Source organism: Paraburkholderia phenoliruptrix (genome assembly GCF_047325075.1).
GTDB lineage: Bacteria > Pseudomonadota > Gammaproteobacteria > Burkholderiales > Burkholderiaceae > Paraburkholderia > Paraburkholderia phenoliruptrix.
In genome coordinates this window covers 3859973-3878641 of sequence record NZ_CP168531.1, presented here as the reverse complement: position 1 = coordinate 3878641, position 18669 = coordinate 3859973, and the positions used below count along the sequence as shown (strand labels likewise).

Genomic DNA, 18669 nt, shown 5'->3' with positions numbered 1-18669 from the left:
GCTGTCCTGGGGAGGTGGCGCGCTGGCGTGGGTACGCGCCGTTGAGGCGAGCGCCGATTGTAGATCGAAGCGCGCTGCCCGCAAACGACCAAACGCGGCGCAACGCGAGAGGTGTGTCCAACCCGGGGATTTCCCGAATTTCCCCAAAATTGGCTTGACCACTGGCCCAGCCGCATTTTAATTTGTCGGATCTGGTAAGGCCAGACAAGTTCTTGAGTGCGGCGCGGGTACCGCGCAACGGCGATCTGCTGCGCGCCCCAATCGCACGATGGCCCGCATTGCGCGCGGTTAGGGAACCGGTCCCATATTCGATAATGGAGGAGACAAGCTATGCGCAAAATGCGTTGGGTGGTGATTTTTCTAAGCTTTCTGGCGATTGCGGTGAACTACATCGATCGCGCGAATCTGGCGGTCGCAGCGCCCGAGATCGAAAAGGCGCTCGGCATCGGACCGGCGCAGATGGGCTTCATCCTGAGCGGCTTTTTCTGGACTTACGCGTTGATGCAGATGCCGTTCGGCTGGTTCGTTGATCGCGTCGGCGCACGCATTGCGTTGCCGCTCGCCGTCGGCTGGTGGTCCGTGTTCACCGCGCTGACCGCGGCCACCAGCAGCGTGGCGGGCATGTTCGGCTGCCGGCTGCTGCTCGGCGTCGGCGAGGCGGGCGCGTATCCGTCGTGCGCGAAGCTCGTGAGCCAGTGGTTTCCCGTCAAGGAGCGCGCGCTCGCGACGAGCATCTTCGATAGCGGCTCGCGTGTGGGCTCCGCGCTGTCGATTCCGGTCGTCGCGCTGATCATCAGCTCGGTCGGCTGGAAAGCGGCGTTCGTCATCACCGGTGCGCTCGGCGCGGTGTGGATTCTCGGCTGGTTCGTGATCTATCGAAACCCCGAGCCGCTCGATACGGGCAGCTCGAAGGCGGCCGCCAGCGCGCCCAACGTCGCCGGCCAAGGCCAACGCCAACGCGTCACCTGGAGCTCGCTGTTTCGCCACCGCACGCTGTGGGGAATGATGCTCGGCTTCTTTTGCCTGAATTTCGTGATCTATTTTTTCATCACCTGGTTTCCGAGCTATCTCGTGCAGACGCGCGGCTTCTCGCTGAAATCGCTCGGCACGCTCGGGATGATTCCGGCGCTGATCTCGATCCCCGGCGGCTGGCTCGGCGGCTATGTGTCGGATGCGCTGTTCCGGCGCGGCTGGAGCCTGACCGCTGCGCGCAAGACCTGCATGGTCGGCGGCATGCTGTTGTCGTCGGTGATCACGCTGTCGGCATTCACGGCGAACGTTTATCTGATGCTCGCGTTCTTCGGCATCGCCTACGGCAGCCTCGCGTTCGCCGCGGCCAGCATCTGGTCGCTGCCGGGCGATGTCGCGCCGACGCCGGACCATGTCGCGTCGATCGGCGGCATTCAGAACTTTGCGTCGAACCTGGCCGGCATCGTGATCACGACTTTCACCGGCGTGATGGTCGCGATGACCAAGGGCTCGTTCACGATTCCGCTCGTCGTGGCCGGCGGCTTCTGCTTTCTCGGCGCGTTCAGCTATCTGGTGATCGTGGGGCGCATCGAACCGCTGTCCATGGCTTCCGATACCGAGGACGCATCGACGCGTGTGAGCTCGACAGTCTGACGTAGCCGGCAGTCGGGTAGCGGCCCGCCATCCATTCCATTCGAGGCCTTCTTATGTTGACTCAAGCTAGCAGCGCGCCCCAGGTGATTCGTCTGCATCCGAACGACGATGTGATCATCGCGACCCGGCAGCTCCTGCCCGGCACGCGCATCGACGCGGAACGACTGGTCGTGACGGGACTCGTTCCGCCCGGCCACAAGGTCGCCACGCGCGACATTGCGAAGGGCGAACCGGTCAAGCGCTACAACCAGATTATCGGTGTGGCGCGCGAAGCGATCGCGCGCGGCCAGCACGTGCACGTGCACAACCTCGGCATGTCCGAGTTCTCGCGCGATCACGCGTTCGGCGTCGACACGCATCCGACCGAGTACGTGGCCGAGCCGGCGCACTTCATGGGCATTCGCCGCGACGACGGCCGCGTGGCGACTCGCAATTACATCGGTATCCTGACGAGTGTGAACTGTTCGGCCACGGTCGCGCGCGCGATCGCCGATCACTTCAGGCGCGACGTGCGCCCCGAAGCGCTCGCCGACTTCCCGAACGTGGATGGCGTCGTCGCGTTGACGCACGGACTTGGCTGCGGCATCGACATGCAGGGAGAAGGCATCGCCGTATTGCGCCGCACGTTGGCCGGCTACGCCGTGCATCCGAACTTCGCGTCGGTCGTGTTCGTCGGACTCGGCTGCGAAACGAACCAGATCGACGGCGTGCTGGAAGCGGCCGGCCCGGCCGGCAAAGCGACGAAGCTGCGCAGCTTCACGATTCAGGACAGCGGCGGCACGCGCAAGACGATCGAGCGTGGCGTCGCGCTTGTCAAAGAGATGCTCGCCGACGCGAACCGCGTTGAACGCGTGCCGGTGCCCGCGTCGCATCTGTGCGTTGGTCTTCAGTGCGGCGGTTCCGACGGCTATTCCGGCATTTCCGCGAATCCCGCGCTCGGCGCCGCGGTCGACCGGCTGGTGCGGCATGGCGGCACCGCGATCCTCTCGGAGACGCCGGAGATCTACGGCGCCGAGCACCTGCTGACGCGCCGCGCCACGAGCCAGGCGGTGGGCGACAAGCTGCTCGCGCGGATCGCATGGTGGCAGGACTACTGCACGCGCAACGGCGGCGCGCTCGACAACAACCCGTCGGCCGGCAACAAGGCGGGCGGCTTGACGACGATCCTCGAAAAATCGCTCGGCGCGGTCGCGAAGGGCGGCACGACGAACCTCGTCGAGGTCTACGAATATGCGCAGCCTATCGATGCAAAGGGCTTCGTATTCATGGACTCGCCCGGCTACGACCCCGTGTCGGCGACGGGGCAGGTCGCGTCGGGCGCGAACCTGATCTGCTTCACGACCGGGCGAGGCTCCGCATATGGATGCGCGCCGTCACCTTCGCTGAAGCTCGCTACCAACACCGCGCTGTGGGAGCGGCAGGAGGACGACATCGACCTCAATTGCGGCGGCGTTGTGGACGGAAGCGCGACCATCGACGAGCTCGGCGAAGCGATTTTCCGGATGATGCTCGACTGCGCATCCGGCACGCGCTCGAAGAGCGAGCTGCACGGCTATGGGCAAAGCGAGTTCGTGCCCTGGCAGGTCGGCGTGGTGACCTGAGCATGGTCACCGGGAAACGCATGCACGCCAGCGAGACGCATAGAAGAGGAGAGCTGTATTGAAACGCCGCCTTTATTCAGGCCGCGACGTGAGCCGCGCGCACAGCATCGACGATCTGCGCGCAATGGCACGCAGGCGGCTGCCTAATTTCTGTTTCGAATATATCGAAGGCGGCGCTGAAACGGAGGCGACGCTGCGCCGCAATCGGGACGTGTTCGACGAAATCGCGTTTTTGCCGCGCACGCTCGTCAATGTCGAACACCGCAACCAGAGCAGCACGCTGTTTGGTCAGCGCACGGCGTCGCCGTTCATGATCGGCCCGACGGGCTACAGCGGACTGATGTTCCGCGAGGGCGACGTGCAGCTCGCGAGCGCCGCGGCGGCGGCCGGCATTCCGTTCGTGCTGAGCAATGCGTCGACGGTCGCGCTCGAAGAGGTCGTGCAACGCGCGGGCGGCCGCGTGTGGATGCAGGTCTACATGTACCGCACGCGCGAGTTCGTCGCGAAGCTTGCGCAACGCTCGCTTGCGGCCGGAATCGAAGCGCTGGTCGTCACGACGGACAGCGCCGTGTTCGGCAAACGCGAATGGGATCTGCGCAACTACATCAAACCGTTGATGCTCGACTGGCGCAACAAGTTCGACGTGCTGGGTCATCCGCGCTGGATGAGCAATGTGCTCTGGCCGAGCGGGATGCCGCGCTTCGCCAATCTCGGCGACCTGTTGCCGCCGGGGCAGACCAGCGTGAAGGGCGCGACGATTACGCTGGGTCAGCAGCTCGATCCGTCGCTGTCCTGGGACGACATCCGCTGGCTGCGCGATCTGTGGCCGAAGCGCCTCGTCGTGAAGGGCGTGCTCGGTGCGCCGGACGCGCTGCGCGCGATCGAGGCGGGTGTCGACGGGATCGTGCTGTCGAATCACGGCGGCCGGCAGCTCGATGGCGCGGTGTCCGCGATGGACGTGCTGCCGGAGGTCGTCGATCAGGTGCGCGGCCGACTCGCTGTGATGCTCGACGGCGGATTTCGCCGTGGCTCCGACATCCTGAAGGCCGTGGCGCTGGGCGCCGATGCCGTACTGCTTGGCCGGGCGACGACCTATGGCCTGAGCGCGGGCGGCCAGCCGGGCGCCGCGCGCGCGATCCAGATATTGCAAACGGAAGTGGACCGCGGGCTGGGTCTGCTCGGTTGCAGCGATATTGCCGCGCTGGATCGCAGCTATCTGCGCTGGCGGTCGCTGAGCGCCGCGCCGTCGCGAGTGCACGCGGGCAGCGCGCACGACGCGGTGTCACTCGCGTGACAACGGGAAGACGATGAGCGTGCTGGCCGCCCCAACTGCCGGCACGCCTGCCGGCGCCGCCATCGTTACCGGTAACTAAACGGAATTGCACACGCTCACACCAGTCGCTATACTGGCTCCGCAATCGGTGGCCTGACCAAAACCGATTGGCCTGACCGCAGCACGAATCAACGCAGACTGGCGAACGGCGCGTTGTCGATCAAGTCACGGCGCGCGAAAAAAAACGAAAGGAGATGACAGGATGTTCCGTAAAGGAATGAAGGTCAGGGCCGCGCTCGCACTTGTCGCATGCATGCTCGGCAGCGCGGCGCACGCACAGGTCGCCACGGGCGACACGTCGCAAAAGAAAATCGCGTTATCGAACAGCTTCGCCGGCAATGCCTGGCGGCAGTCGATGCTCAAGAGCTGGAACGCGATTGCCCAACAAGCGGTGAGCGACAAGAAAATCGCCGCCGCGCCGGCGTTCACCACCGCGGAAAATCAGGTGACCGAACAGGCGCAGCAGGTGCAGAACCTGATTCTGCAAGGTTATAACGCGATCGTGATCGACGCGGTATCGCCCACCGCGCTCAACGGTACGATCAAGAAAGCGTGCGCCGCGGGCATCGTCGTCGTGTCGTTCGACGGCGTGGTCGACGAACCGTGTGCGTATCGCGTGAACTTCGACTTCAAGGGCTGGGCCGAGCAGGGCGTCGATTATCTGGCAGCGCGGCTGAACGGCAAAGGCAACATTCTCGAAGTGCGCGGCGTGGCCGGCATTTCCGTCGACAACCTGATGCATGAAGGCGTGCTCGACGGACTCAGGAAACATCCAGGTCTCAAGCTCGTCGGCTCGGTGAACGGCGACTGGACGCAATCGGTCGCGCAAAAGGCCGTCGCCGGGATTCTGCCGACGCTGCCGCAAGTCGACGGCGTCGCGACCGAAGGCGAGATGTCGTTCGGCATCGCGCAGGCGTTCAAGGCCGCCAATCGTCCCGCGCCGCCCATGATCATCGGCAGCACCTATCCGGAACTCGAATGGTGGAGCGAGCAGACGAAAACGGGCTACCAGTCGCGCTCGCTGTCGAACCCGCCGGGCGCGGTCTCGTTCGCGTTCTGGGTCGCGCAGCAGGTTCTCGCGGGCAAGCCTATCCCCAAGGACGTGACCATCAACGTACCGCTGCTCGCGATCTCGCAACAGGAGTTGCCGGCGAAGCTCGCCGCGACGCCGAAAGGCGGTATCGCCGACGTCACCTACACGTTGCCGCAAACCGTGGCCTTGCTCGACAAAAAGTAAGCACGCGCGCGACGCCACGCATGGAGGCATGTGAATGGGCGCAACATCAAGCAACGCTCAGCCGGGCGCGCTGATTCGCTTTGAAGGCATCGGCAAGACCTTCGGCCGGGTTCGCGCGCTCGCCGACATCGACTTCGCGTTCATGCGCGGAGAATGCGTCGGCATCGCGGGACATAACGGCGCGGGCAAATCCACGCTCATGGCGGTGCTGGCGGGCGTTTATGCGCCGACGCAGGGACGCATCGACGTGGAGGGACAACCGGCGCCGCATTACGACGCGAACGCCGCGCGCGATGCAGGCGTGCGCTGCGTGTTCCAGGAGTTGTCGCTGTGCGCGAACCTGACCGTCGCCGAAAACATGACGATCGTGCATCCGCAATTGCGCGGGGCCGGCTGGCGCCGCAAGGCCACCGCGTTGATGCGCGAGAAGCTCGAAGAAATCTTTCCGGGCAATGGACTGAAGGGCAATGAGCTGGTTTCCGATCTGACGCTCACGCAACAGCAGATGGTCGAAATCGCGCGCGGCTTTACCGTGACCGACGCGCCGGTGCGCCTCGTGATTCTGGACGAGCCGACATCGTCGCTCGATGCGCATACGGCCGACCAGTTGCTCGCGTTCGTGCGTCGCGCCGCGCAATCGGGCATCACCTGCGTGCTGATCACGCACATGCTCGGCGAAATCGAGCGCGTCGCGGATCGCGTGGTCGTGATGCGCGACGGCGCAATTGTCGGCGTGCTGCCGCGCGACGCGGTGAGCCGCGCGGCGATCATCCAGGCGATGGGTCAGCAGCTCGAAGCGGACAAGACGCCTTCTGCCGCGCGCGTGCGCGACGCGAGCGGCGCCGAGCGCGCTTTTCGCTGGAATGTCGGCGCGCATAAGCGGACTTTGATAGAAGCGTCGCGCGGCGAGATCGTCGGCTTTGCGGGACTCGCCGGCCAGGGTCAGACCGAAGCGTTGCTGTCGATCTACGAGGCTGCGACGCGGCGCGGCGCAGGGCGCGTGAAAGCCGCTTTCGTCGCGGGCGATCGCGGCCGAGACGGCGTGTTTCCGGTCTGGTCGATCGCGCAGAACCTCGACGTGCGCTGGCTTTTCGGCGGCGCGACGCCGAAGCGCGGTCTGGTCGATCGCGCGGCGGCGCGCGCGCTCGTCGAAGCGTGGCGCGCGAAGATCGGCATACGCGGCGCGCCGATGAGCGCGGGCATTCTGTCGCTGTCCGGCGGCAATCAGCAGAAAGTGCTGTTCGCCCGCGCGCTCGCATCGGATGCGGCGCTGATCCTGATGGACGATCCCACGCGCGGCGTGGATGTCGGCACGAAGCGCGACATCTATCAGCTCGTTCACGACGAAGCGCAAAGGGGCCGGACCTTCATCTGGTACACGACCGAAAACGAAGAGCTGTCGCATTGCGACCGCACCTATGTGTTCCGCTCGGCCGCCGTCACGCGCGTGCTCACCGCCGACGAATGCACGGAAGAAGCACTGCTGGCAGCCAGCTTCGAGGAGCAGGCCGCATGACGCCCGCGCGGTTTTCGATCCAGAGCACGCAGGCCCGCCTACGCGCGCTGCTTCCTGCAATCTCGCTGATCGCGGTGCTCGTGCCCATTCTCATCATGCAGCCCGCGGTGATGAGCTATTTCGGCTCCAGCCTGCTGCTCAATCTGGCGGTGCCGATCGTGCTCGCGACGCTCGCGCAGCTCGCGATCATCACCGTGAACGACCTCGATCTGTCGATCGGCTCTTTTGTGAGCCTCGTGGCGTGCATCGGCGCGACGCTGCTCGTTAAAGAGCCGTGGCTCGGCGCGCTCGCGCTGATCGGCTGCGTGCTCGCGTATGCGGCAGTCGGCGCGCTGATCGAGCTGCGGCAGATTCCGTCGATTGTCGTCACGCTCGGTCTGTCGTTCGTGTGGAGCGGCCTCGCGATCGTGCTGCTGCCTTCGCCGGGCGGCACGAGTCCCGGCTGGCTCGGCACCGCCATGAACTATCAGACGCCGCTCATCGCGGCGCCGATCGTGTGGTCGGTCGTGGTCGCGATCATCGGGCACGTGCTGCTCATGCGCACTTCGGCCGGCGTGCGCATCCGCGGCGCGGGCGGCAATCCGCGCGCGATGCGCCGCTTCGGCTGGTCGCTCGTGCGCAGCAAGGCGACGCTGTACGGCATCGCGGGGATCTTCGGCGTGCTGTCGGGGCTGTCGCTGCTCGGCCTCACGACTTCCGCCGACGCCAATCTCGCGCTGCGCTACACGCTGCTGTCCATTGCGGCGGTGATACTCGGCGGCGGCGAATTTATCGGCGGACGCGTGTCGGTGATCGGCGCGGTGCTCGGTGCAATCACGCTGACGCTCGCGGCGTCGTTCCTCGCCTTCCTCAATATCTCGGCGGACTGGCAGGTCGGCATGCAGGGCGCGATCCTCGTCGTCGTGCTGTCGCTGCGCGTGCTGCTGCAACGCGGGGAGCGCCAATGAAATCGCAGGTAACCGGCAGGACAATCGGCGCAGACGACACCGCGTGGTCGCGCTTGCGCAGCGTTCAGGCGCCGTGGGCGTGGTCGTTCGTCGGCGCGGTGCTGGTGTGGCTCGGCATCGTCGGCGTGTTCGGCTTCGGCATTGCCAGCAATGTCGCGCAGACGGCACTCACCTACGGCGTGTTCATGGTGCTCGTCGGTCTCGGGCAGATGCTCGTGATCACGTCGGGCGTCGGCAACATCGACCTCTCGGTGCCGTCGACCATCGCGCTCGCGGGCGTGATCGGCATGCATGTCATGGGCGGAGCAGACGGGCGAATCGTGCTCGGCGTCGTGGCCGCGCTCGGCGTGGGTGTCGCGGTGGGCCTCGCGAATTACATGCTGATCAGGCTGCTGCGCATTCCGCCGATCATCGCGACGCTGTCGTCGAGCTTCATCATTCAGTCGATTGCGATTACGCAAGGGCGGCAGCTTCCGCCGCCGCCGCCCGCGCTCGGTGCGTTCGCGACCGGCCGGTTCCTCAACGTGCCGTATATCGCGCTTCTTGCATTGGCGCTGTCGGCCGCGCTGGCGGTGCTGCTGCATCGCGCGGTGTACGGCCGCAAGCTGTCGGCGATCGGACAGAACGCACGCGCCGCGTGGCTCGCGGGCGTCGACGTGCATCGCACGCGCTGCGTCGCGTATGTGCTGTGCTCGATGATCGCGGCGCTCACGGCGCTTCTGCTCGCGGCGACCTCGGGCGGCGCGTCGCTCGACATGGGCGTCGAGTACATGCTGATTTCGATTGCCGTGGTCGTGATCGGCGGCACGCTGGTTGCCGGCGGCAAGGCGACGATCGTCGGCGTGTGGGGCGCGTCGATGTTCCTGTTTCTTACGAACGCCGCGCTCAACGCGCTCGGCGCGGATGCGGGCGTGCGCTCGATCGTCTATGGCGTGCTCATCATCGCGGTGACGGTCGCGGCCGGTGGAAAGACGGTGCGGTGAAGAGGCGTCGACCGCTTTTCCGGTTCATATCGAGAACGAGAGGAGACATGAAATCCAGCGACTACGAAGTGCATGATCCGCGGTTCAGGCGGCTGCTTCAGCCCAATGCATTCCTGAGCCGCCTGACAGACGAATGCCTGTGGGCCGAAGGGCCGGTGTATTTCCCGGCAACGGACCTGCTCATCTGGAGCGATATACCCAACAACCGGATGTTGCGCTGGGCGCCGGGCATGGGCGTCGGCGCGTTTCGCGCGCCGTCGAACTACAGCAACGGCAATACGCGCGATCGTGAAGGCCGGCTCGTCAGTTGCGAGCACGGCGCGCGGCGCGTGACGCGCACCGAACATGACGGCAGCGTGAGCGTGCTGGCGTCGCATTTCGAAGGCAAGCGGCTGAATTCTCCGAACGATGTCATCGTCGATTCGAACGGCAGCATCTGGTTCACAGATCCTGATTACGGAATCCTAAGCGACTACGAAGGGTATCGGGCGGAGAGCGAGATCGGCCGCTGTAACGTGTATCGCATTTCGCCGGACACTACGCGTGTGGAACTGGTCAGCGACGACTTCGTGAAGCCGAACGGTCTCGCGTTCTCGCCGGATGAATCGCGCCTCTATATCGCCGATTCCGGCGCGTCGCACGACGACAGGGCGCCGCGTCATATCCGCGTGTTCGACGTGGCGGGCGAGGGCCGTTTGCGCAACGGACGCGTCTTCATCGAAATGCAGAGCGGCGTGCCGGACGGCATGCGCGTGGACGAGCACGGCAACGTGTGGACGAGCGCGGAAGACGGCGTGCATTGCCATGCGCCGGACGGGACCCTGCTCGGCAAGATCCTGATTCCCGAGGTGGTCGCAAATCTTACGTTCGGCGGCATCCACCGCAATCGGCTGTTTATTGCAGCGACCTCGTCGATCTATTCGCTTCACGTCGGTGTGCGCGGCGCGGGGCGGTAACGTCACAACATCAAAAACCGGAGACGAACATGAAGATGTCAGCAATCGCGGTGGCGCTGTGTCTGGCCGCGGCATCGGTGGGCGCATCGGCGCAGGTCGCAACCGGCGATACGTCGTCGATGAAGATCGCGCTGTCGAACAACTATGCGGGCAACAGCTGGCGCCAGCAGATGCTCAAGAGCTGGTCGAACGTGGCCGATCCCGCGGTGAAGCAGAAGATCGTCGCGGCCGCGCCCAGCTTCACGACGGCCGAGAGTCAGGCGACCGAGCAGGTCCAGCAGATCCAGAACCTGATCCTGCAAGGCTACAAGGCGATTGCCGTCGATGCCGTTTCGCCGACCGCGCTCAACGGCGTGATCAAGCAGGCGTGCGGGGCGGGCGTGACGGTCGTATCGTTCGACGGAATCGCGACCGAGCCGTGCGCGTATCGGATCGCGGTCGATTTCCAGGGCATGGGCCGCATGCAGGTCGATTATCTGGCGAAGCGTTTGAACGGCAAGGGCAACCTGCTGGAAATACGCGGGCTCGCGGGCGTTTCGGTGGACGACGAGATTCACCAGGGCGTCGTGGATGAACTGAAGAAGTATCCGGGGCTGAAGATCGTCGGCTCGGTACATGGCGACTGGACGCAGACCGTGGCGCAAAAGCAGGTGGCAGGCATCTTGCCGACGTTGCCGAAGATCGACGGTGTCGTCACCCAGGGCGGCGACGGATTCGGCGCCGCGCAGGCAATCAAGGCCGCAGGACGGCCGACGCCGATTATCATTCTCGGCAACCGTCAGGAAGAGCTTGCATGGTGGGCCGATCAGAAGAAGGCCGGCTACGAGACGATGTCGGTGACGATTCCGCCGGGCGCGTCGACGTTCGCGTTCTGGGTCACGCAACAGATCCTGGCCGGCAAGAAGGTGCCGCACGATATCCGCATGCCGGTGCTCGAAGTGAAGCCGGACGAACTCGACGCCGTGCTTGCGAAGACGCCGGCGGGCGCGCTTGCGAACAAGGAGTACACGCGCGACGAGGTCGTCGCGGTGGTCGATGGGAAGAAGTGAGCGCGAGCGCGGTGTAACCTTGGCGGTGCGCATGGCAAACCAGGAGAGTGGTCGAGTGGATACGGAAGCGTTCTTCAAGATGATCCGAACCTACTCCGCCATCTCCGACGAGGCAGAGCGGGCCTGGGCTTCGTTGCTGCACCCCCGGCAATACCGGAAGGATGAGTCGTTCGTCGTCGCGGGCGAAGTGCCGACACGGTTCGCCTTTGTCCTCGAGGGCCTGTTCTTCCAACACCATGTCGGCCCGGACGGGGACATGGTCATCAAGTACTTCTTTCCGGAAGGCCGGATCGCGGGCTCCGTCAGTGCGACGCTGCTGGGCAAACCCGGCCAGTTTACGATCACCGCCATTGAAGACTGCAGTGTTCTCGAGTACGAGTTCGCCGCGTTCCGATCGTTGACGACCAGGTTTCCCGATATCGCAGCGTTCTACATCCATTACATGGAACGCCACTGGATCATCGAAAAGGAGCCGGTCGAGATCGCCTTTCGCCACGACAGCGCGATGAAGCGCTATCGCGACTTCATCAACAGTGAACCCGATCTGCACAGGCGCCTGAAGCAGCACCACATTGCGGCCTGGCTCGGCATTACTCCGGAGAGCCTGAGCCGTCTGAGGAAGGCCATTGCCCTCGGTGTCGGATGAGCTGAATGGCGTCTTACCAAAAGTCAATGCGCCAACAGTCCTCGCGCCTGTATCTTTTAGACAGGCAAGCGCAGTGCTTGTCCTTAACTGGGGAGACCTGTCATGACCAAGTCGATCTTTGTGAACCTTCCGGTCGCAGACCTGCAGAAGTCCAAAGCCTTCTATGAGGCCTTGGGTTTCAAGAACAATCCGCAATTCACCGATGACACCGCCGCCTGCATGGTATGGAGCGAGTCGATCTTCGTGATGCTGCTCACGCACGCAAAGTGGCAAACCTTTACCAACCGTCCGCTTCCGCAAAGCGGATCGAGCGAAGTGATGCTGGCACTGACTTGCGACAGCAAGGAGGCTGTGGATCGAATGAACGATGCAGCGGTGGAATGTGGCGGCACCGCGGACATCAACCCGAAGCAGGACTTGGGATTCATGTATAACCGCGCCCTCGCCGATCTGGACGATCATGTCTGGGAGGCCGTGTGGATGGATCCCGCGGCCATCGGCTCTTGACGCTGGGGCGCCGGAGCGCAGGCGCCAGCCGTTGAAATTCGTGCATCCCATGCTCTTCTCACGAGCGACTTTGCTCATTAAGCCGCTCGTGGGCCACTAGCGCTGCCAGGGGATGCCGTCCGGAGTAGCTCGATTTATCCCCCCGCCGTCGCCGGGCAATGCCTCTACGCAGGATCACCTACCGTTGCAGCGTTAACCATGGCCGTTATGCCACAGCCGTTCGCTGTATTTACGTTTGTTCCATGTGTTAGCGAATACTCAATTACGTTGGTCTACTGATTAATAATCGCGTGGGACGAGGCATCGAGGCCTCTGTCATCCTTTGCGCCAATATCGGATCCATTGTGTCACGCGCCGTTAGTCAGTAATCTCGATCCGCGTGCCGTCTGGTGTTGCGATTACCGCTTCATAAAATCCATCGCCCGTGGTTCGAGGCGCTGATATGAGTAAGCCATCGGCTTGGCAGCGCTTGGCCAGTTCATCAACCGCAACCGAGTCTCCAAGGCAAATGGCGAGATGGTCCCAGCCGACGCGGTCCATTGGCGAACCATCCGCGATCCAGGGACCTGTCATCAATTCGATCATGGTCTGGTCGCCCCGTAATCTCACGAAGCGTGAGACGAATCCGGGCCGGCGTTTGCTCTGATAGGCCGCGCCAACATCGGCGTCGAAATATCGACGCCAGAACAGGGCAGCCTCGTCGAGATCGCGCGTCCACAAGGCAACGTGGGCAATTTTCATGAGCAGTCCTGTGGAAGCCGCCGTGTTGCCATGTGGGCGCATGCAGGAACGAGACAGAACATCGCGGCTAATACCCAGAAGGCAGTCGGCAATCCGACAGCCTTGGCAATGAAGCCCACGCCAGCAGGTCCGGCGAGATGCCCGGCATAACCCGTCGTCGTGATTGCAGCAACCGCAAGCGTTGAAGGCATTGCGCACTGCGACCCGGCGCGCCGGAATAACACTGGCACGACATTCGAAGCGCCGAGACCAATCAGCACAAATCCGCTCATTGCGAGCGGTGCGGTCGGTGCAGTCAGCAGCACGACGAAACCGACTGTTGCGAGCAGTCCTTCCCAGAACATAGTCGCGCGGTCGCCGATGCGCGCGGTGAGCGCGTCACCGCCGAACCGGCCGGCGGTCATGGCGATCGAGAAGAAGATATAGCCCAGCCCTCCGTGCGCGGCGGAAACCAGTCCGGTACCGGTGACGAGCAAGGCACTCCAGTCGAGCAGCGCGCGAAAGCCCGACATCAACGGTCGAGCTTCCGCGCGCTCGACATCGACCGCATGAATGTTCATCGCGACATCGAGTGAGCCGAGGAATGCACCAAACGCCAGCAACGCGATGCCAAGCGTCAGCGGTGTACTGGCGATGGTTAGCAGAGGCAGCACGAGGGCCAGTCCCGAGCCGCCCGCAACGATGATGGGCTTGGCCCCGTACCGTGCACTGAGCGCGCCCGTGACTACCATTGCAATGACTGAACCGAAGCCGATGCACAGCAGCAGGAGTCCGAGCACGCCGTCATCGACGCCAAGCCGCTGCTTCGCGAAAGGCACGAGCGGTGCCCAGCAAGCTACGCCAAATCCGGCCACAAGGAACGCAAGGCGGGTGGCGAGTCGGGCCGCAGGCAGGCCCGGAGCCGTTGCTCGCGACGAGAGCAGATTGGGCCGGCTGTTCATGGCTTGGCGGGTTCCTGTGCCGGCACAACCGATGCGCCGGCTTTCGACAAGGCCGCACGATGTGCGCGCGGCAGATCATGTTCGACGACTACACAGTCGATCTGTTTGATGGCGGCCACCTTGTAAGGGGCGCGAGCATTGAACTTCTCAGTGAGCGCCAGTACCACGCTGTGCTCGCTGGACGCCAGAACGGCGCGTTTGAAAGTCGCGTCCGCGAGGTCGAACGCACTGATGCCGCTCTTTGGCGAGATCGCGCAGGATCCGATGAAGCATCGATCGATATTCATTTGCGAAACGCTTTGCACGGCGCTCGTATCGACACATCCGCCGATCGCTGGATCAACCGAGCCGCCGACGATGAGCAGACGAATGTCGGATCGGCGCAGCACCGCGGCAGCGATATCGACTGAATTGGTCGCGATGGTGATGTCGGCGTCTTCGGGCAGCAGGTCAACGAGCGCGAAATTGGTACTTCCGCTATCGAGAAACAAGAGTTCCCCTCGCTGGATTAGAGGAACGGCCGCACGGGCCAATGCCGACTTTTGCTCGAAGGCTCGATCAAGGCGGCCAGCCATCGGCACGGAAGCGGGTGTGATGGGCAGCGCCCCGCCATAGACCCTCCGGCAGCGCCCCTCGGCCGCCAGAGCGCGAAGGTCGCGGCGGACGGCGTCTTCGGAAATATTGAATTCGACAGCGAGTGCCGCTGCCACGACGGGATGGCCCTGTGCAAGCCGATTGGCGATCTCATCGCGCCGGGAGAGAGGGATATCGTCGTTCATGCACTATGATAACGTGCACAAACAAGAATGTAAACGTGCATAAACGTGCACTGGCTAGGCGCGGCCTCGCTGCAAAGGATCGGCGCGGAAATGCTAGCCTTTGCCTCGCGGACAGGCCAGCTTGGGCTTCGGGCAAATACCTCCGCTTTGGCCGGGGGCGATCGGCAAAACTGCCGTTTCCATACCAGGACCGCTCACATCCGTAGCCCATCGAGGCTCGGTGATCAAGACGATTAGCGCCGAACGGCGCGTCGACGGACTTTCGAGGACGGCCACGGGCAGCCCGTCGGTCGTGCATCTCCCACACAGCCATTCACTCAAATTTTGCTCGTTGCAGCGTTGTTATACTGGTGGCAAACAACCCATGCGACTCAAAGGTATGGTCAACAAAAAATCATGAATAACCTTGCCAAAGCTTTACTCGCATATATCGCCGTTTCGCTGGCTCCGATAATGATTTCGTGCACCGCGACCGCCGCCGGTGCGCAACGCGACCCTACGGCCGTGCTTAACTCGCTGGCGGACCGCCTATACGTTTTGGGAGAAACGAACGGCGAAGTCGACGATATGGTCGCTGCCGAAGCAAACGCGGCCGAGGAAGTCCGTCAGTACATAGCGGGGGGCTCGACAGACGGACTTCTCGCCAGAGAAAAAGGCGAGCACTCTCCTCTAGCGGCCGCTGCCTACTTGGGCTATCCAAACGTTGTAGCGGCGCTGCTCACTTCCAGTCTTGTAAGGATCCATATTAACGACGCCGATGAAATGGGTATGACACCGTGGATCGCCGCCAATTTATCTATGAGGCAGAGTTTGTGGGCATGCAATCCTGCAATAGTCGGCAATCCGTACAAGTTTGTGCCGATGTTAATTACACGACCTTATTACACATCTAATCCAACACCTCCATATAAGAAAACGCGTGAGCTCCTGGAAGAAGCGGGAGCATCTTCCGACATGGCTAAGGCAAAGGAGGTGTGGCTTGCAAGCTGCAAGAACGAAACAGAGGAGACAGAGACCAAGGTCCGAGCCAGCACTGACGTGCAACGGACTGTTCAAGAGCTCGGTGCGGAAAATTTAACTTCTCTGCTCATCATGCTTCAGAAGAATGCCGCAGAAGCGCGAAAGAAGCAGTGACGAGTCCCACCGGATGCTGCTGGGCGCGTTGCACCTCCGCCCAACCGACGACCTTCGCAGGCAACAAGCTTCGGACATCCCGACGTCCGTTGCGCCCTCCAGCCGGCCATTCAATTCGCGACCCCAGCCCGAGTGCCGCCCAATGGATAGCTGGCAAGCAATGCAGCGCATCGCTCCCGCAAGAAAGCATGCAACTCGTTAAGCGCGGGCGTCAGTTGCGCGCGGTGGGCGCAAATCAGGTGGAGCGGCGCAGGCTCGCAATACTCCGACGGAAATAGCTCCACCAGGCGGCCGGCCTTGAGATCGTCGATGAGGTCTAGTCGCGACTTGTAGACAATGCCTTCCCCGGCTATCGCCCAGCGACGAACGGCATCGGCATCGTCGCTGATGCGATTGCCCGTGACTGCCACGGTGCGCTCGCCGCCAGGCGGCGAAAAGCGCCAGCGCTCATGTATCTGCTCGCTCCAGACGTACCGAAGGCAATTGTGTCGCCGCAGGTCGTCTACCCTGGTCGGCGCGCCATGCCGTTCGATGTAGGACGGCGCGGCACACACTGCGCGTCGGTTGTTCTCGACCAGTTTCAGAGCCAGGAGCGACGAATCGGGCAACGTTCCGTAGCGCACGACTGCATCCAGCGGCTGGCGGATGAGGTCGGCCGCACGGTCGCTCATTTTCACGTGCAGCGACAAGCCCGGGTGCAGGTGCTGAAATTCGTCCAGCCACGGCAACAGCAGGTTTCGACCAAAGTCAGACGGAGCGGACAGCCGCAGCGGGCCGGACAGCGCCACCCGTCCGTTTGCCAGGGCCTGCTCGCCTTGCTCCAGCGCACCGATCATGACCCGCGCATGCGGCAGGTAGCGCTCGCCGGCCTCCGACAGTTGCATGCTGCGCGTCGAACGTGTGAACAAGCGCGTATCGAGCGCCTTTTCGAGCCGCTGCACTGACGCACTTGCATGTGCGGGCGCAATATTCAGCTGGCGTGCCGCCTCCGAGAAGCTTCCATAGTCCACCGTGTGCACGAAGATCTGGACGTCATCGAGTCGAATCATTTTCATTGAAACGACGAAAGTGTTTGGTCGAAGAGGGCATTTATCTGAATATCGATGAAAGATAGCATGTCTTCAACGATCCTCGGAGAACACTCCCATGAAAGCCATTGGTTTTTATCAGAACCACCCCATCAGCCACCCGCAGGCGCTGCAGGACATCGATCTGCCGACCCCCGAGCTGGGCGAGCACGATCTGCTGGTGGAAGTCAGAGCGGTGTCGGTCAATCCTGTCGACACCAAAATCCGTCGCGGTGGCGACATTCCGGAAGGCGGTGCGCGCGTTGCCGGCTGGGACGCAGCGGGGATCGTCCGTGCAACCGGAGCGTTGGCCACGCGCTTTAAGCCGGGCGACCGTGTCTGGTATGCCGGCGACATCACGCGGCCCGGCTGCAACAGCGAGCTGCACGCCGTGGACGAGCGCATCGTCGGACCCATGCCGACATCACTCGACTTCGCAGAGGCGGCGTCGTTGCCCCTGACGACGATCACCGCGTGGGAGCTGCTGTTCGACCGTCTGCGTGTTCACGCCGCGGACCCGACCGATAACAACGTGCTGCTCGTAATCGGAGCGGCGGGCGGCGTCGGCTCGGTTCTGACCCAACTGGCACGCGAGCTCACGGGCATGACCATTATCGGCACGGCGTCGCGGCCAGAAACCCGCGACTGGGTGCTGGCTCATGGCGCGCATGACGTCCTCGATCACCATCAGGCCTGGGCGCCTCAACTGGCCACGCTCGGCATCGAACACGTTACGCACGTTGCGGGGTTGAACAACAGCGCTGCCTATGTGCCGCAGATCGCCGCCGTTCTGCGTCCGGAGGGGCAGTTTGCGCTCATCGACGACCCGGTGGGTCTGGACATCGGTCCGTTCAAGGGGAAATCCATCTCGGTTCACTGGGAGCTGATGTTTACCCGCGCGATGTTCACGACTCACACCATCGCGCGGCAGCACGCGTTGCTGCGCCGCGCGGCTGCGCTGGTTGACCAGGGGCGCCTCAAGCACACCGTGACCCGACGCATTGACGGCATCCATGCCGCCGGTCTGATCGAAGCGCATGCGCTGGTCGAGGCAGGCAACATGATCGGCAAGGTCGTCGTCGCGAGGCGCTAATCCCTTTTGACAAGGAGCATCAACATGACAACGCAAATCATCAGCACGGCAACGATCAGCCTGGAAGCTGCGCAGGTATTACTGGCAGAAGCGCGGCGCGCCTGCGCCACGCGGGGGTTCGCCGCAACTATTGCGATAACCGATGCAGGCGGCCATCTGCGCGCTTTTGAGCGCGCGGATACCGCCCCGTTCCTCACCGTTGACGTGGCTATCGACAAGGCATGGACCGCCGCGTCCTTCGGCATGACCACGCACCAATGGAATCAGTACATGGCCGAACCCGCCGTTGCTCCGCTGGCACACCATCCGCGGCTGACGCCGGTCGGCGGCGGAGTACCGATCTTCCACGAAGGGCGTCTGGTTGGGGGCATCGGTATTTCTGGCGGATCATCCGTTCAAGATCATGAGGCCGCTGAGGAAGCACTGCGCAGCGCAGGGTTTCTGCAATGAACCGTGTGCTACCCATGAAATGAGGCGCGGGCACGGATGACCGGATCGTTCTGATCGCTGCCGTCG

At 63.3% G+C, this 18669-nt stretch carries 18 protein-coding genes; 14 read left to right on the top strand and 4 right to left on the bottom strand.

Going from position 1 to position 18669, the window contains the following annotated elements; genetic code table 11:
• Window positions 1–330: 330 nt before the first annotated feature.
• The 11 genes from ACEN8U_RS29145 (at window position 331) to ACEN8U_RS29095 (ending at window position 12398) form a co-directional block, all read left to right on the top strand.
• Window positions 331–1623, top strand: coding sequence for an MFS transporter (locus tag ACEN8U_RS29145; RefSeq protein WP_310105381.1), 1293 nt, complete (start codon window positions 331–333; stop codon window positions 1621–1623).
• 53 nt (window positions 1624–1676) lie between these two features.
• The gene (locus tag ACEN8U_RS29140; protein WP_310105384.1) at window positions 1677–3224 is read left to right on the top strand and encodes an altronate dehydratase family protein; all 1548 of its coding nucleotides are present in this window, start codon (window positions 1677–1679) and stop codon (window positions 3222–3224) included.
• A 58-nt stretch (window positions 3225–3282) separates the two neighbouring features.
• On the top strand, window positions 3283–4518 hold the full coding sequence (locus tag ACEN8U_RS29135) for an alpha-hydroxy acid oxidase (RefSeq protein WP_035485918.1): 1236 nt from the start codon (window positions 3283–3285) through the stop codon (window positions 4516–4518).
• 241 nt (window positions 4519–4759) lie between these two features.
• A complete protein-coding gene (locus tag ACEN8U_RS29130; RefSeq protein ID WP_310105390.1) occupies window positions 4760–5794 on the top strand; it encodes an ABC transporter substrate-binding protein in 1035 nt (344 codons plus the stop codon).
• 34 nt (window positions 5795–5828) lie between these two features.
• Complete coding sequence (locus tag ACEN8U_RS29125; protein WP_310105393.1) at window positions 5829–7310, top strand: sugar ABC transporter ATP-binding protein; 1482 nt, start codon at window positions 5829–5831, stop codon at window positions 7308–7310.
• Window positions 7307–8257, top strand: coding sequence for an ABC transporter permease (locus ACEN8U_RS29120; RefSeq protein ID WP_028362651.1), 951 nt, complete (start codon window positions 7307–7309; stop codon window positions 8255–8257). Before ACEN8U_RS29125 ends, ACEN8U_RS29120 begins: the two co-directional genes overlap by 4 nt.
• Window positions 8254–9240: an ABC transporter permease gene (locus tag ACEN8U_RS29115; RefSeq protein ID WP_309583657.1), complete on the top strand. Its 987-nt coding sequence runs from the start codon at window positions 8254–8256 to the stop codon at window positions 9238–9240. The genes ACEN8U_RS29120 and ACEN8U_RS29115 overlap by 4 nt, the downstream gene beginning before the upstream one ends.
• 47 nt (window positions 9241–9287) lie before the next feature.
• Window positions 9288–10196, top strand: coding sequence for an SMP-30/gluconolactonase/LRE family protein (locus ACEN8U_RS29110; protein WP_310105397.1), 909 nt, complete (start codon window positions 9288–9290; stop codon window positions 10194–10196).
• A 29-nt stretch (window positions 10197–10225) separates the two neighbouring features.
• Window positions 10226–11245: an ABC transporter substrate-binding protein gene (locus tag ACEN8U_RS29105; RefSeq protein WP_013587294.1), complete on the top strand. Its 1020-nt coding sequence runs from the start codon at window positions 10226–10228 to the stop codon at window positions 11243–11245.
• 55 nt (window positions 11246–11300) lie between these two features.
• On the top strand, window positions 11301–11891 hold the full coding sequence (locus tag ACEN8U_RS29100; protein WP_310105400.1) for a Crp/Fnr family transcriptional regulator: 591 nt from the start codon (window positions 11301–11303) through the stop codon (window positions 11889–11891).
• Between the two features lie 102 nt (window positions 11892–11993).
• Entirely contained in the window at window positions 11994–12398 is a 405-nt protein-coding gene (locus ACEN8U_RS29095; protein ID WP_310105403.1) for a VOC family protein, read from the top strand.
• Between the two features lie 357 nt (window positions 12399–12755).
• Here the strand turns inward: ACEN8U_RS29095 and ACEN8U_RS29090 are convergent, their stop codons facing one another.
• The 3 genes from ACEN8U_RS29090 to ACEN8U_RS29080 are packed head-to-tail and all read right to left on the bottom strand — an operon-like array spanning window position 12756 to window position 14859.
• A complete protein-coding gene (locus tag ACEN8U_RS29090; RefSeq protein ID WP_310105405.1) occupies window positions 12756–13139 on the bottom strand; it encodes a VOC family protein in 384 nt (127 codons plus the stop codon).
• Window positions 13136–14080, bottom strand: a complete 945-nt coding sequence (locus tag ACEN8U_RS29085; RefSeq protein WP_310105408.1) for an MFS transporter — start codon at window positions 14078–14080, stop codon at window positions 13136–13138. The genes ACEN8U_RS29090 and ACEN8U_RS29085 overlap by 4 nt, the downstream gene beginning before the upstream one ends.
• The gene (locus ACEN8U_RS29080; protein WP_310105411.1) at window positions 14077–14859 is read right to left on the bottom strand and encodes a DeoR/GlpR family DNA-binding transcription regulator; all 783 of its coding nucleotides are present in this window, start codon (window positions 14857–14859) and stop codon (window positions 14077–14079) included. The genes ACEN8U_RS29085 and ACEN8U_RS29080 overlap by 4 nt, the downstream gene beginning before the upstream one ends.
• A 396-nt stretch (window positions 14860–15255) precedes the next feature.
• Here ACEN8U_RS29080 and ACEN8U_RS29075 point away from each other — a divergent pair, with 396 nt between their 5' ends.
• Entirely contained in the window at window positions 15256–15993 is a 738-nt protein-coding gene (locus ACEN8U_RS29075; RefSeq protein WP_310105413.1) for a hypothetical protein, read from the top strand.
• A gap of 110 nt (window positions 15994–16103) precedes the next feature.
• Here ACEN8U_RS29075 and ACEN8U_RS29070 read toward each other — a convergent pair whose 3' ends face one another.
• Window positions 16104–17042: a LysR family transcriptional regulator gene (locus ACEN8U_RS29070; protein WP_310106345.1), complete on the bottom strand. Its 939-nt coding sequence runs from the start codon at window positions 17040–17042 to the stop codon at window positions 16104–16106.
• A 97-nt stretch (window positions 17043–17139) separates the two neighbouring features.
• Here ACEN8U_RS29070 and ACEN8U_RS29065 point away from each other — a divergent pair, with 97 nt between their 5' ends.
• Window positions 17140–18153 (top strand): zinc-binding alcohol dehydrogenase family protein, encoded by a 1014-nt coding sequence (locus ACEN8U_RS29065; RefSeq protein ID WP_310105420.1) that lies wholly within the window; start codon window positions 17140–17142, stop codon window positions 18151–18153.
• Window positions 18154–18177: 24 nt separating this feature from the next.
• Entirely contained in the window at window positions 18178–18603 is a 426-nt protein-coding gene (locus ACEN8U_RS29060; RefSeq protein WP_310105422.1) for a heme-binding protein, read from the top strand.
• Window positions 18604–18669: the final 66 nt, after the last annotated feature.